Origin of the sequence: Prevotella sp., from assembly GCF_051059605.1 — a bacterium.
Classification (GTDB): domain Bacteria; phylum Bacteroidota; class Bacteroidia; order Bacteroidales; family Bacteroidaceae; genus Prevotella.
The window spans coordinates 2,316,887-2,331,206 of record NZ_CP050883.1 but is presented as its reverse complement, the minus strand read 5'-3'; the positions used below and the strand labels follow the sequence as shown (position 1 = coordinate 2,331,206).

The window sequence follows — 14,320 nt, the reverse complement described above, 5'->3', positions numbered from 1 at the left end:
TCATCTAGATATAAATGAGTTTTGTAAAGCTAGAAATTAAAGGACTATGAGAATAAAGAAAACTATTATTACCACTTGTGCCATTCTCGTTTATGGGCAAAGCGCTATGGGGCAATCACGAATTGTTGTTTGTGATGCAACTACCAAAGCGCCTATACCATATACGAATGTTTATAAAGCGGAAAAAGGGGAATATAGAGGTACTGTGACTGATGAAAAGGGGATTGCAACGATTGACTTTTCATTTCAAAAACTTTGTATTAGTCATGTAGGTTACACACAACAAACATTCACTAACACACCAGACACAGTATTTCTTATTCCGAAAGAGAATCTTTTGTCAGAAGTTGTTGTCAGTAATACGGAACCGTGTTGGATTCGTCCTTTCTTAAAACGGTTTATTGAGCATAAAAAAGATAAATATCGAACTGCAATAGAAAATTTTCACTATAGTTATAACACACGAAATGCGAGTGACAATAGCGGCTATTGGTTTGAAAATTCTGGTATAATCAGAATGCCTTCATCATCAACGAAAACACGATTTGAAATAAAACCATCGAAAGGGTATATTCATTTTAAAGATAGTACCGCAGGTTGTGATTTCACAAACATGAAGCGAATGGTTTATCATGACTTCGTTGATGAAATGGATATGAAATTTATTAAGCACCATAAATTCCAAGTTAATGATGCTTTTAACGCCGAAGACAAAAATGTGGTTCAACTTTATTTCAAGTCTATAAAATATGATAAAGAAGATAAGGGGTATATTAATGTAGATACCGCTAAATGCATCATTCTCTCTGTCATACGAGATACTGGTATTGGCTATAATATAGACAACAACACGAATGGTTTTACGAGAACTACCTTTAATATTCTTACAGGTTGGAAGTATTCTAAATGGATCGTAAATCAAAAGATTACTTATTCTGATATTAATGGAGTCTATTATCCTTCTTTGTGTAGATATAAAGCTTACATCCTTGCTGAATCAGAAAAGGGGAAATATGCCGGAAGGAAGTTTGATTCTTTTGAATCTGAAATAATTTTCAATCAAACGAACTCTCAAGAAGAAACGGGATTCTTTGATCTTGCCGAACCGTGGTATATGAAAATTATAGTTAGCAAAAAAGAAAGGCTAGCTGAAGAACAATTACAGAATATTCCCAAAGAATACATTCTATATTAAATTATGATATATAATGTTCATGGGCTGCGTGAGTTTATTCTTCTGTAGTTTCACGCTGATATGTTTTTCTTTGCATGTGTGAACGGCATTATCTCCCGCAGATTACGCAGATTTACGCAGACGAAAGACAGTTTAGCAAATGGATCTGCTAAAGCAGATGCCGTAGATCTCGCTGACAAAGACAGTTGCGACATGTGCTGTTCAGGTTACTGTAGTTTGTCTGCGAAATAATGCAGCTTTGCTGCATTCCTCTGCGACCTCTGCGCTATCTGCGGGAGATAATGCCGTTTACGTTGATAAACTATATCTGCGGGAAAACACATCTGCGTTAGCAGATATACGAAAAAGAAACTCTGCGGGAGCCCAATGTGTTTTTTACATGCTTGCTGCAATATCGTAAGCTTGCTTGATGCGGTCGCCCATTCCGATGCCGTCTCTAAGATTACCAGCGATAATGAGTCCAGGATATGTCTGCTGCAACAACGCAATGCTTTTTAATCTGTTGCCTGTGCTGCTTTCATACTGTGGAATGGCTTTGTCATGACGGTATATATTTATTTCATCTGGCTGTATCGTTGCGGGATATTTCATCATGCTGTGTAAATCATTTATTACTAGCTGCTTAATCTCCTCGTCGCTGAGATCTATCATCTCCGGATGTCGCATGCCACCAATAAAGAATGCGTAAGCAGCTCCTCTTTCGGGGGCACGTTGCGCAAAACAGTCGGAAGGAAATAAGATACCTAATACATCACGCTTTTCTTTGGATGGAACAAGACCGCCAAATGCGTTGTGATAAACTCCTTTGGTGTCGGCGATTCCTACACCTACCTGAATTACTGGCGCATACTTCAGATTAGTGATCGTTGCCATGATGCCTCTATCTACAAATGGTAACATTGTTGGTAGGGCATAAGCTCCACATGTGGTGACAACCTTGTTGCACTTTATCTGATGCTGCTGACCATTGATGGTGTAGTCTATCACAAAACCACCTTCAGATGGGGTTATACTGATTGACTTTGTATTTAATATGATATTGTCGGAACCAATTTTATCAGCCATCGCCTTTGTGAGATTTGATAGTCCGCCACGAGTGGAGAATACTTCTTTTGTGGCTGTTTTATCTCTATCAGTCTTTGGTTGACGCGCTTTTTTAATCGCTCCAAGGATGAAACTGCCATAGTTTTGTTCCAACTCATATAGTTTGGGCAAAGCGTATCTTGTAGGCAGCATCATCGGATTGGCAGCGTAAACTCCTGCAAGGAATGGGTCAACTGCATAGTTGAGATATGAACTTCCAAGTCTTCTTTTCGTCATTTGAGCAATGCTTTCATCGGGATTGTTGCCTTTTGCTCTGAATGGTTCTGTAAGAATTCGCAGTTTGTCGTAGGTAGTGAATAGGGGAGTAGTGATGGCGCTGATCGGTCCAGAAGGTAATTCATGAAACTTGTTACCTTTCCAGATGAGTCTCTTCTTTGCTGATTCCTTAGCTATTTCAAGTTCGCATTTGTCGTTTAAGGAATGGAACAGGTCCATTACTTCAGGATATTTGATGACGCCAGTGTTAGGACCACTTTCAAAGATGAATCCATTGACATGATGTGACTGTATCTGTCCACCAATTTTATTGTCGCTTTCAAGGATTGTGACATTGCGGTTTTTCTGATGCAACGCGAAAGCTGTTGTGAGTCCTGTAAGTCCCGCTCCAATGATAACTATATCGTGAGTATTATCCATCTTATTATATTGGTTTAGAGAATTTTCTATCGGTATTCACCATCAGGGGATCTAAGGCAGCAACTACATTTCTGACAAACGGCGATCCCATTTCTGCCATAGCAATGATGTTGCCAGACATGTTGATAAGTCCATCTGCAGCCATCTCTTTCAGTTTATCTTCATCGTAGTTGGTGCAGGCTTTTATCTCGTCAACAGACATCTTTAATTCTGTAGCCAATACGTCCCAGTCTAAATGGTAGTTGCACATCAATGATTCAGCGATTTCGCGCATCACCTTCTCTTTCTCATTCAGTTTATATCCGTGTGCAACAGGCAAATGTCCGTTGTTGATGGTTTCGATGTATTCGCTAATATCTTTTGTGTTTTGGCAATAGGCATCATCTAGTTGACTAATTCCTGTTGCACCAAAGGCATAAACCTGTCCGGTGGTGCGAAGGGTGCAATAGCCTTGGAAGTTGCGATGCAGCTGGTGGGTATCCAAAGCCTTACTGAGTTCGTCATCAGGTAATACAAAATGATCCATACCGATACGGCGGTATCCACCTTCGGCGATTGCCTTTGCAGCCCTTGCAGCCATTTCTTCTTTGCTCTCACTATCTGGCAAACCAATCTTTTCTAATATCTGTTGACGCTTGAAAACCCATGGCACATGTCCGTAACTGAATGTTACGATTCTGTCTGGACGAAGGTTCACCGCTTCAGATATCACACGCTCAAACTCCTCTGGTGTCTGATGGGGTAGACCATATAAGAAATCAAGATTGATGATGATTCCTTTTGATTTAAGTATCTCAAAGATTTCTTTTATCGGCAATATTGAAGGTTGTCTGTTTACAGCTTCCAATACATTGGTATCTGTATCTTGTATTCCGATGCTCACTCTATTGAATCCACTATCGGCAATGGCTTCCCATCCTTCACGATTGAGAAATCCAGGATGACATTCGATCGCTATTTCGGGGTTGTCGATAGTAGGCATTAACGACAACAGATGTTGGTTGAGTTCCTTTAGTGTGCTAGCACTAAGCTGTGATGGACTTCCACCTCCATAGTGTATCTGAGAGATGCGTCTGCTCTTGTCGAGATGCTTTGCAACAAGGTCTATTTCTTTATGAAGTGCATCAACATATTTATCGGTAGACTCCTGATTATTCCATTTGAAAGAATTGCATCCGCAGTAATGACACAAGCGTTTGCAGTAGGGGAAATGGAGATAAAAAGAAACGTTGTTTCTCTTCGCGTCGTTGGAATCCTGGATTGTCTGGATGAAATCAGATTCATTGATTTCTTTGAAATAGTTGGCTGGGGGATAACTGGTGTATCTCGGTGCTTGAATATTGTATTTATTAATTATTTCCTTGTTCATCGTCTTTATACTATAATTGCAGAAAGCATGTTGTTGCGGTAACTGGTTATTACCGCTGAACATGTTTTTAATGTTGTCAGAAATTAAATGTTATTGAAGTTCCATAGCTCACTGGTTTGCCTTTCTGCACATAATATGTGTTACTCATGCTAAAGCAGTAGGCTTGATAATCGGTGTTAGTGATATTCTTGCCCCATATTTCCCAGTTGAACTTACCACTGCTGACGATAACCTTAGCATTCAGCAGAAGATAGAATTTCTGGCTTAGGCTGTTGCTTTCATCCCAATATATCTTGCCTGTTCCGTTAAGACCGGCACTGAATGTGATTCTGTCAACAATGTTGCACTTTGGATATAAGGTGTAATCAGAGTTCATGCCAAAAGTATTTCTTGGGACCATCGGAATCATATTGTGATTATAGTTTATATTATCACTTTGCTTGTAGTCAAGAAATTCGGCATAGGTATATCCATAGCTTAATCCTACATTCCAATTGTATATAGGATGGGCAGAAACAGAGAGCTCAACACCTTTGCTGTTGCTATGTCCAGCATTTGTAAGGATGTTGCCTACTCCAGGAATAGTATGCGTAATCTGTTGATGTCTCCAGTCGATATAAAATAAAGAAATATCTGTGGTGATTTTTCCGTCAAGGAAACGCAGTTTGCTGCCTACTTCATAATTCCAGCTATATTCAGGTTGGTATGTCTTGTTGTCGTCGGAAGTAATAGTCTCGTTGAAACCTCCCACTTTATAACCACGACTTACGGTGACATAGTAATTATTATGCAGGGTAGTGAGGTATTGCAGACTGAACTTTGGTGAGAATTGGTTGAAGTTGAGATTGTTGTTGAATGTATATGGAGAATTGTTAGTAGAAGTAGAACCTGTTACAATAGTATATCTTTTATAATCTTTCTTTGCATGCTCATAGTCAAATCTTAATCCAACAGTGGCAGAAAGGCCTTTCCATATATTATAAGATGATTGATGATAGAGAGCGAAAGATGATATAGGATCATTGTAATAGGTAGGCATGCTAAATTTCTGAGCAATATAATCTGTTGTCAGAACATTGTCTTTCTTCTGAATGAGTCCGAAGGCTCCGAGAATCCATTGGTATCTCTTGTCATTATTTGATTTAAGTGTGAATTCCTGTGTGAGCGTGTTCATGTGGTAATCATTCACAACAAAGTATTTATCAGCAGTAGTGAAATCCTGATCAATATTCATGCTTCCATTCATAAACTGATATGATGTCTGACTGCTGAAGCTGATGTTGCTTCCATTGTAGACAGCTGATAGTCCATTGTTTGATATAAGTCTTTTGAATCCGCTTGTTCTGTTGTAAGAAATGTCTCCGATAGTGTTGTCTTGTTTGTTATATAAAGCATACGGATAACCGTTCTGGTTGCTGTAATCAATCCATGAACTAAATCGGAATTTCCAAAATTCAGTAGGTTTCCATTCAAAAGCAGTTCTGCCAGAATATTCTTTTATCTTATCTGCCTTTTTGCCTGTTGCGATGTTGGTGAAGAAACCATCGTTGCTATGATAATTTCCGGAAATAGAAAAGCCCAGATTATCAGCTAGCTTTAAATAACTTGATGCCTGTGCGGTAATATCGTTTTTGTTTCCATATCCTAGTTTTATTTTGGTGTTTTGATATTCCAATGGTGAGAATGTGTGAATATCAATAATACCTCCCATAGCATTGCGTCCGTATAATGTTCCCTGTGGTCCCCTTAGTACTTCAATGCTTGCAATGTCAGCCATGTCAACATCTAAAGCAGAAATGTCATAATGTGGAATTCCGTCAATATAAAAACCGACAGCCGATGTCTTTGCTTTTGAACCTATTCCACGTATAAAGATAGGACTGTTGGCTCTTGAACCATAATCGGGCATATAGAAATTTGGTATAAGTGTAGAGAGTTCTTTCATACTTGTGACATTCTGCAAGTCTAAGTCTCTTGCGTTCATCTTGTTTGCAGACAATGGTGCAAGACTTCTCCTGTTTGCCTTGAACTCTGTAACGGTGACTTCTTTAATGTTTATGACACTGTCTGATTTAAAATGTGTATTAACCAACATCAGTGAAGTCATTAAAATTTCTGTAAGCATACTATTTATCTGTTTTGTTTATTACGTTGATTCAGGAAGTACTCTCATTGCAAGTTTTGGGAGGTCGTTGACATTATCCAATGTTTATATCATTAAGAATAATGCTGCCATTTTGAGTTGTTGACATCCTGTTTTTATCAGTGCGCAAAGTTAGCAACTAATCTCAAAGTATGCAATCCTCATTTGTAAGGTAATTAAGTGTGTTGTGGGGAAAATGCAAGTTACGTCGCTATACATAATAAATATAAAATATTTCATAAACTTCGTTGCTTTATGATGCGGCATGTTTATAAAATCATTATATTTGTGATTTAGTGAACGACTTAATTATATATTGATTATGAAAAACTACAAATTTGTTTCGGCAGCATTGCTGATGGTGGGACTCATCGTTGTGGGAGTCTGCATCAAGAGTGGATTGAACAGTATGGCAGACAACTCGCGAGTGGTGAATGTTAAGGGTTTGGCGGAAATGGAGGTGAAGGCCAACAAAGTAACATGGCCTGTCTCGTTTAAGATTGTTGGTAATGATCTCAGTTCTATTTACCAAGATGTGAACAGAAATAATCGTATTGTGAAGAACTTCCTTATAAGCAAAGGTATTTCGGATAAGGAAATAAGTGTAAACGCCCCTCAGATTGTTGACAAGGCTGCTGATGTTTATGGCAATAATCAATATAAAGAAAGGTATAATGTGACGTCGGTGATGACTGTGTCAACAAATAAGGTGGATCTTGTAAGGCGGTTGATGAGTCAACAGGCAGATCTATTGAAGCAGGGTGTAGCCATTACGGCAAATGATTATAATAATACTGTGATCTATGTTTTCACGAACCTAAACAGTGTGAAACCAAAGATGATAGAACAGGCAACAAAGAATGCGCGTACGGCAGCAGAGAAATTCGCAAAGGATTCTGAAAGTGATCTAGGTAAGATAAAAAGCGCCGACCAAGGACAGATATCAATTGAAGACCGTGATGCCAATACTCCTTTCATTAAGAAGGTGCGTGTTGTCACGAGTATTGTGTATTATCTGAAAGACTGATGCAGAATCAGTAAAATCTGTATTTTTATCTGTAATTCTGATACGTGTTAAATACAGAAGATGATTTAACTTTGCATCCGTAAAAACAACTAACAATAAAAGAAAGGATATAGAAATTATGAAATTAGATTTCACATATGAGAATCCGACCAAGATATATTTTGGTCGTACGGCAATGGATGGTCTTAAAACCGAACTTGCAAAATATGGTAAAACAATTATGCTCGCTTATGGTAAGGGAGCTATAAAGAAGATAGGTGTTTACGATCAAGTTCTGGATATATGCAAGAGTCTGGGTAAGACTGTTGTTGAATTGTCTGGAGTTATGCCTAATCCTACTTATGAGAAAGTGATGGAAGGATGCCGATTGGTAAAGGAAAACAATGTAGACTTGATACTTGCTGTAGGTGGTGGATCGGTTATAGACTGCGCAAAGGCTATTTCGGTATCTACATATTGTGAAGGCGACGCATGGCAACGTTATTTCACTAACTTTGAACCAGTAGACAATAAGTTGGTTGCAGTGGCTTCAATTCTGACAATGGCTGGTACTGGATCTGAAATGAATTCAGGTGCGGTAATCACCAATGAAGACTTGAAAATCAAGATGGGACGTGTGTTTGATGCAAACGTGAATCCTCGTTTCTCAATCCTTAATCCAGAATATACTTTCTCTGTATCTAAATATCAGATGTTGAGTGGTATCTTTGATATGATGTCTCATCTTATGGAGGCTTATTTCGCAGGTGACGATAACGGTACTTCAAGTTACATTATCGAGGGATTGCTCCGTTCTATTATTGATAGTACACGTGTTGCTGTAGTAAATGCTGAAGATTATGAGGCTCGCAGCAATTTGATGTGGTGCTCTTCTCTGGCAATGAATCCACTTGCCGGACTAGGAAAAGCGCAGGATTGGGAAGTTCACATGATAGAACATCAGTTGGGAGCTTACACTGATTGTGCTCATGGTATGGGATTAGCTGCGATCTCAATACCTTATTATCGCTATGTATCTAAGTTTGGACTGGACAAGTTTGCTCGCTTCGCTCGCGAGGTATGGCATATCAACGAAGAGGGTATGACCAAAGATCAGCTTGCAAAGGCAGGAATAGACGCATTGGAACAGTTTGTTAAGGAATCGGGAATGGTGACACGTCTTCGTGATCTCAATGCAACAGAGGAGATGCTGCCATTGATTGCTAATTCTACATTATTGATGGGTGGATATAAGCAAATGACTCCACAGGAAATCCTTGAAATATTGAGACAAGCATATTGATGTGCTATATATAATAAGGTTAACTTCACATCTTGATACCTTTTCTGTCAACAAAACGGAAAAGATGAAATAAAAATGAATCTTTTTATCAAAAAGATTTGGAGGTTTGAATAAAAACCTATACTTTTGCACTCGCTTTTAAGAACAACGGTTCTTCTTAAGCATAAGAAAGAGTTCTTTGAAAAGATTTACATAGACAGAAAAGTAGTACAAGAAGCGAGTGCTGAGATTTATTTCGGTACTCGGGTAAAAAGAAACAAACCGTCACCGGACATTAGTTCGGTTTCGAAAAAATCAGGTTTTAGACTACAATAATTTAGGAGATTCGTTCTGAACAGATTACAGACATTCTAGAAATAGAATATATAATATTTTACAATGGAGAGTTTGATCCTGGCTCAGGATGAACGCTAGCTACAGGCTTAACACATGCAAGTCGAGGGGTAACGAAAGGAAAGCTTGCTTTCCTTGTCGACGACCGGCGCACGGGTGAGTAACGCGTATCCAACCTGCCCCCAACTAAGGAATAACCTTGCGAAAGTAAGACTAATACCTTATAATTTCCTCAGATGACATCTGACGAGGAATAAAGATTTATCGGTTGTGGATGGGGATGCGTCTGATTAGCTTGTTGGCGGGGTAACGGCCCACCAAGGCAACGATCAGTAGGGGTTCTGAGAGGAAGGTCCCCCACATTGGAACTGAGACACGGTCCAAACTCCTACGGGAGGCAGCAGTGAGGAATATTGGTCAATGGGCGGAAGCCTGAACCAGCCAAGTAGCGTGCAGGATGACGGCCCTATGGGTTGTAAACTGCTTTTATACAGGAATAAAGTTAGCCACGTGTGGTTATTTGTAGGTACTGTATGAATAAGGACCGGCTAATTCCGTGCCAGCAGCCGCGGTAATACGGAAGGTCCAGGCGTTATCCGGATTTATTGGGTTTAAAGGGAGCGTAGGCCGTCTGTTAAGCGTGTTGTGAAATGTAGATGCTCAACATCTGAATTGCAGCGCGAACTGGCAGACTTGAGTGTGCGCAACGTAGGCGGAATTCGTGGTGTAGCGGTGAAATGCTTAGATATCACGAAGAACTCCGATTGCGAAGGCAGCTTACGGGAGCACAACTGACGCTGAAGCTCGAAAGTGCGGGTATCGAACAGGATTAGATACCCTGGTAGTCCGCACGGTAAACGATGGATGCCCGCTGTTGACCCACCTGGGCCAGCGGCCAAGCGAAAGCATTAAGCATCCCACCTGGGGAGTACGCCGGCAACGGTGAAACTCAAAGGAATTGACGGGGGCCCGCACAAGCGGAGGAACATGTGGTTTAATTCGATGATACGCGAGGAACCTTACCCGGGCTTGAATTGCAGAGGAAAGATCCAGAGATGGTGATGCCCTTCGGGGCCTCTGTGAAGGTGCTGCATGGTTGTCGTCAGCTCGTGCCGTGAGGTGTCGGCTTAAGTGCCATAACGAGCGCAACCCCTTTCTTTAGTTGCCATCAGGTCATGCTGGGCACTCTGGAGATACTGCCACCGTAAGGTGTGAGGAAGGTGGGGATGACGTCAAATCAGCACGGCCCTTACGTCCGGGGCTACACACGTGTTACAATGGCCGGTACAGAGAGACGGTTGCTTGCAAAAGTAATCCAATCCTTAAAGCCGGTCCCAGTTCGGACTGAGGTCTGCAACCCGACCTCACGAAGCTGGATTCGCTAGTAATCGCGCATCAGCCATGGCGCGGTGAATACGTTCCCGGGCCTTGTACACACCGCCCGTCAAGCCATGAAAGCCGGGGGTGCCTGAAGTCCGTGACCGCAAGGAACGGCCTAGGGCAAAACTGGTAATTGGGGCTAAGTCGTAACAAGGTAGCCGTACCGGAAGGTGCGGCTGGAACACCTCCTTTCTGGAGACGATTTTCCGACAAAGGATTATATATAAGGATAGAACAAGAGTTTGGTTCTTTTCCTTCTTGTACTCACTGAACTGTTTATACATATAAGAGAAATAAGGAAGCTGGGCACAATAAGCCCACGTAGCTTGAATGAACCAGCTGGAAGATATAGTCCTATAGCTCAGTTGGTTAGAGCGCCACACTGATAATGTGGAGGTCGGCAGTTCAAGTCTGCCTGGGACTACTCCTTAAAATCCCACGGGGGATTAGCTCAGCTGGCTAGAGCACCTGCTTTGCAAGCAGGGGGTCAACGGTTCGAATCCGTTATTCTCCACACAAGGAACATGCTTTTGATTAAGTATATGTATTCCACATAGATCTTTGACATATTGACACAAGCAAAACTGTAAAGTAACAAAGTTCAAACTTTGAAATCAACAAATCGCAAGATTTTTTAGATTTCACTTAACAGCTGAAAGTATGAGCAACCTCATGACATTTACTGTCATGTTGGCGAAAGAAAGTAAGAAAGGGCGTATGGTGGATGCCTAGGCTCACAGAGACGATGAAGGACGTGATAAGCTGCGATAAGCTTCGGGTAGGTGCAAATAGCCGTTGATCCGAAGATTTCCGAATGGGACAACCCGTCTGTCTGAAGGACAGTCACTCACGCCAGTCGTGAGGGTTAACCCGGGGAACTGAAACATCTTAGTACCCGGAGGAAGAGAAAATAAATAATGATTCCCCTAGTAGTGGCGAGCGAACGGGGAACAGCCCAAACCGGTGATGTGGCAACGCACCGCCGGGGTTGTAGGACCACGCTGTTGTACGGCAACAATGAACAGAATGAACTGGAAAGTTCAGCCATAGCGGGTGATAGCCCCTTATGTGAAGTTGAAACCGGCATAGTGGTATCCTGAGTAACGCGGAGCACGAGGAATTCTGCGCGAATCTGCCGGGACCATCCGGTAAGGCTAAATACTCCTGTGAGACCGATAGTGTACCAGTACCGTGAGGGAAAGGTGAAAAGAACTTCGATAAGAAGAGTGAAATAGTTCCTGAAACCATACGCTTACAAGCGGTCGGAGCTGAGCAATCAGTGACGGCGTGCCTTTTGCATAATGAACCTACGAGTTACCATCTCTGGCAAGGTTAAGGGGTTAAGCCCCGCAACCGCAGTGAAAGCGAGCCTGAACAGGGCGTTTAGTCAGAGGGGGTAGACGCGAAACCAAGTGATCTACACTTGACCAGGATGAAGTTCCGGTAACACGGAATGGAGGTCCGAACCAATAAGCGTTGAAAAGCTTCTGGATGAGTTGAGTGTAGGAGTGAAAGGCCAATCAAACTTGGAGATAGCTCGTACTCCCCGAAAGGCATTTAGGTGCCGCGTGTATCGATCCTCATGAGAGGTAGAGCGACCGATAGGTCAAGAGGGCTTCACCGCCTATCAAGACCTGACGAACTCCGAATGCTCATGAGCAGCAGATATGCAGTAAGGGGGCGGGTGCTAAGGTCCGTCCCCGAGAGGAGAAGAATCCAGACCGCCGTCTAAGGTCCCCAAATTCTGTCTAAGTTAGTCTAACGAAGTCTGGTCCCAGTGACAGCTAGGATGTTGGCTTGGAAGCAGCCATTCATTCAAAGAGTGCGTAACAGCTCACTAGTCGAGGGTCCGGGCATGGATAATAATCGGGTATAAGGCAGGTACCGAAGACGCGGGATAGTAATAATAAAAGTATCGGTAGGGGAGCATTCCATATGCGTCGAATGGAGAAGATAACTGATCCTGGAGCGTATGGAAAAGCAAATGTAGGTATAAGTAACGATTAGAGGGGTAAGATCCCCCTCCGCCAAAAGTCTAAGGTTTCCCAGGCAATGTTAATCAGCCTGGGGTTAGTCGGGTCCTAAGTCTCAGCCGAAGGGCGAGGGCGATGGCAGAAACGGTTAATATTCCGTTACTACCATAGGGAGTGACGTGGAGACGGAGCAGTGACACAGCCGCGGGGTGACGGAAGTCCCCGTTAAAGGGTGTAGATGTTGAGGAAGGCAGGCAAATCCACCTTCCGAGTCGAACCTGATAGTACGGCCTCCCCTTCGGGGGAAGCTGATAGCGCTGGTAAGCATACTCCCGAGAAAATCCGCTAAACTTAATCCCTGTGGTACCCGTACCGCAATCCGACACAGGTAGACGGGTAGAACATACTAAGGCGTTGAGAGATTCATGGTTAAGGAACTAGGCAAATTAACCCCGTAACTTCGGGATAAGGGGTCCTCTCCTCCGGGAGAGGCGCAGAGAATAGGTCCAGGCAACTGTTTAACAAAAACACAGGGCTGTGCTAACTCGAAAGATGAAGTATACAGTCTGACACCTGCCCGGTGCCGGAAGGTTAAGAGGAGATGTCATTCCTTTAAGGATGCAGCATTGAATTGAAGCCCCGGTAAACGGCGGCCGTAACTATAACGGTCCTAAGGTAGCGAAATTCCTTGTCGGGTAAGTTCCGACCTGCACGAATGGTGTAATGATCCGGACGCTGTCTCAACCATGAGCTCAGTGAAATTGTAGTATCGGTGAAGATGCCGATTACCCGCGATGGGACGAAAAGACCCCGTGAACCTTTACTACAGCTTAGCATTGACCTTGGTCATCCGATGTGTAGGATAGGCCGGAGGCTTTGAAGCGTGCGCGCCAGCGTATGTGGAGCCATCCTTGAAATACGGCCCTTTGGCTGTCTGAGGTCTAACTCGCTTTTGCGAGGACATTGTTTGGTGGGTAGTTTGACTGGGGTGGTCGCCTCCAAAAGCGTAACGGAGGCTTCCAAAGGTGCCCTCGGGTCGATTGGTAACCGACCTAATAGAGTGCAATGGCATAAGGGCGCTTGACTGGGAGGCAGACATGCCGAGCAGGCAGGAAACTGGGGCATAGTGATCCGGCGGATGTGTATGGAAACTCCGTCGCTCAAAGGATAAAAGGTACTCCGGGGATAACAGGCTGATCCCCCCCAAGAGCTCATATCGACGGGGTGGTTTGGCACCTCGATGTCGGCTCGTCACATCCTGGGGCTGGAGAAGGTCCCAAGGGTTGGGCTGTTCGCCCATTAAAGTGGCACGCGAGCTGGGTTCAGAACGTCGTGAGACAGTTCGGTCTCTATCTATCGTGGGCGTGGGAGTTTTGAGTGGTGCCGTCACTAGTACGAGAGGACCGTGATGGACAGACCTCCGGTTTACCAGTTGTGCCGCCAGGCGCACCGCTGGGTAGCTGAGTCTGGAATGGATAAGCGCTGAAAGCATCTAAGTGCGAAGCCAGCCGCGAGATTAGAACTCCATAGAGGGTCGTTGAAGACGACAACGTTGATAGGGTGCAGGTGTAAAGACGGTGACGTCAAAGCCGAGCACTACTAATTGCCCGAAACTTTCTTTCGGAAGGTCATACTTTGAGTTGTTTAAGATTATAGTGGGAACCTTGTTCCTTACGGTTTGCTTGTGAAAAATACGTCATAACCCATATCAGGTGGTTATTGCTGTGGTGTCCCACCTCTTCCCATTCCGAACAGAGAAGTTAAGCCCACTTGCGCCGATGGTACTGCAATGCAATGCGGGAGAGTAGGAAGCCGCCTTCTTTTACTGAAGCCTCGAGGATAGAGATATCTTTCGAGGCTTTTTTGCTTTTATTGGAA

Annotated in this window: 6 protein-coding genes, 2 tRNA genes and 3 rRNA genes; 8 read left to right on the top strand and 3 right to left on the bottom strand. The window is 43.1% G+C overall.

What is annotated here, in order from left to right; genetic code table 11:
* The first annotated feature begins 46 nt into the window (after positions 1–46).
* Positions 47–1,195 (top strand): carboxypeptidase-like regulatory domain-containing protein, encoded by a 1,149-nt coding sequence (locus HEQ28_RS09185; RefSeq protein WP_434501936.1) that lies wholly within the window; start codon positions 47–49, stop codon positions 1,193–1,195.
* Between the two features lie 375 nt (positions 1,196–1,570).
* On the opposite strand, the gene hemG is transcribed toward HEQ28_RS09185, so the two are convergent.
* The 3 genes from hemG to HEQ28_RS09170 form a co-directional block, all read right to left on the bottom strand.
* Positions 1,571–2,935, bottom strand: a complete 1,365-nt coding sequence (gene hemG, locus HEQ28_RS09180; RefSeq protein WP_434501935.1) for a protoporphyrinogen oxidase — start codon at positions 2,933–2,935, stop codon at positions 1,571–1,573.
* Between the two features lie 4 nt (positions 2,936–2,939).
* On the bottom strand, positions 2,940–4,304 hold the full coding sequence (gene hemN / locus HEQ28_RS09175; RefSeq protein ID WP_434501934.1) for an oxygen-independent coproporphyrinogen III oxidase: 1,365 nt from the start codon (positions 4,302–4,304) through the stop codon (positions 2,940–2,942).
* A 76-nt stretch (positions 4,305–4,380) separates the two neighbouring features.
* Positions 4,381–6,429, bottom strand: coding sequence for a TonB-dependent receptor (locus HEQ28_RS09170; protein WP_434501933.1), 2,049 nt, complete (start codon positions 6,427–6,429; stop codon positions 4,381–4,383).
* A gap of 340 nt (positions 6,430–6,769) precedes the next feature.
* On the opposite strand from HEQ28_RS09170, the gene HEQ28_RS09165 reads away from it, so the two are divergent.
* The 7 genes from HEQ28_RS09165 (at position 6,770) to rrf (ending at position 14,263) form a co-directional block, all read left to right on the top strand.
* Positions 6,770–7,474 (top strand): SIMPL domain-containing protein, encoded by a 705-nt coding sequence (locus tag HEQ28_RS09165; protein WP_434501932.1) that lies wholly within the window; start codon positions 6,770–6,772, stop codon positions 7,472–7,474.
* Between the two features lie 118 nt (positions 7,475–7,592).
* On the top strand, positions 7,593–8,756 hold the full coding sequence (locus HEQ28_RS09160; RefSeq protein WP_434501931.1) for an iron-containing alcohol dehydrogenase: 1,164 nt from the start codon (positions 7,593–7,595) through the stop codon (positions 8,754–8,756).
* A 375-nt stretch (positions 8,757–9,131) separates the two neighbouring features.
* A 16S ribosomal RNA gene (locus HEQ28_RS09155) occupies positions 9,132–10,661 on the top strand.
* A 158-nt stretch (positions 10,662–10,819) separates the two neighbouring features.
* Positions 10,820–10,893, top strand: a tRNA-Ile gene (locus HEQ28_RS09150).
* Between the two features lie 16 nt (positions 10,894–10,909).
* Positions 10,910–10,983, top strand: a tRNA-Ala gene (locus HEQ28_RS09145).
* Between the two features lie 183 nt (positions 10,984–11,166).
* A 23S ribosomal RNA gene (locus HEQ28_RS09140) occupies positions 11,167–14,064 on the top strand.
* Positions 14,065–14,150: 86 nt separating this feature from the next.
* A 5S ribosomal RNA gene (gene rrf, locus HEQ28_RS09135) occupies positions 14,151–14,263 on the top strand.
* The 16S, 23S and 5S rRNA genes sit together here with 2 tRNA genes alongside, the layout of an rRNA operon.
* Positions 14,264–14,320: the final 57 nt, after the last annotated feature.

Bases quoted from the DNA above. Each gene is read 5' to 3' on its own strand.
- HEQ28_RS09185 (WP_434501936.1), top strand. From the start codon at position 47: ATGAGAATAAAGAAAACTATTATTACCACTTGTGCCATTCTCGTTTAT.
- hemG (WP_434501935.1), bottom strand. From the start codon at position 2,935: ATGGATAATACTCACGATATAGTTATCATTGGAGCGGGACTTACAGGA.
- hemN (WP_434501934.1), bottom strand. From the start codon at position 4,304: ATGAACAAGGAAATAATTAATAAATACAATATTCAAGCACCGAGATAC.
- HEQ28_RS09170 (WP_434501933.1), bottom strand. From the start codon at position 6,429: ATGCTTACAGAAATTTTAATGACTTCACTGATGTTGGTTAATACACAT.
- HEQ28_RS09165 (WP_434501932.1), top strand. From the start codon at position 6,770: ATGAAAAACTACAAATTTGTTTCGGCAGCATTGCTGATGGTGGGACTC.
- HEQ28_RS09160 (WP_434501931.1), top strand. From the start codon at position 7,593: ATGAAATTAGATTTCACATATGAGAATCCGACCAAGATATATTTTGGT.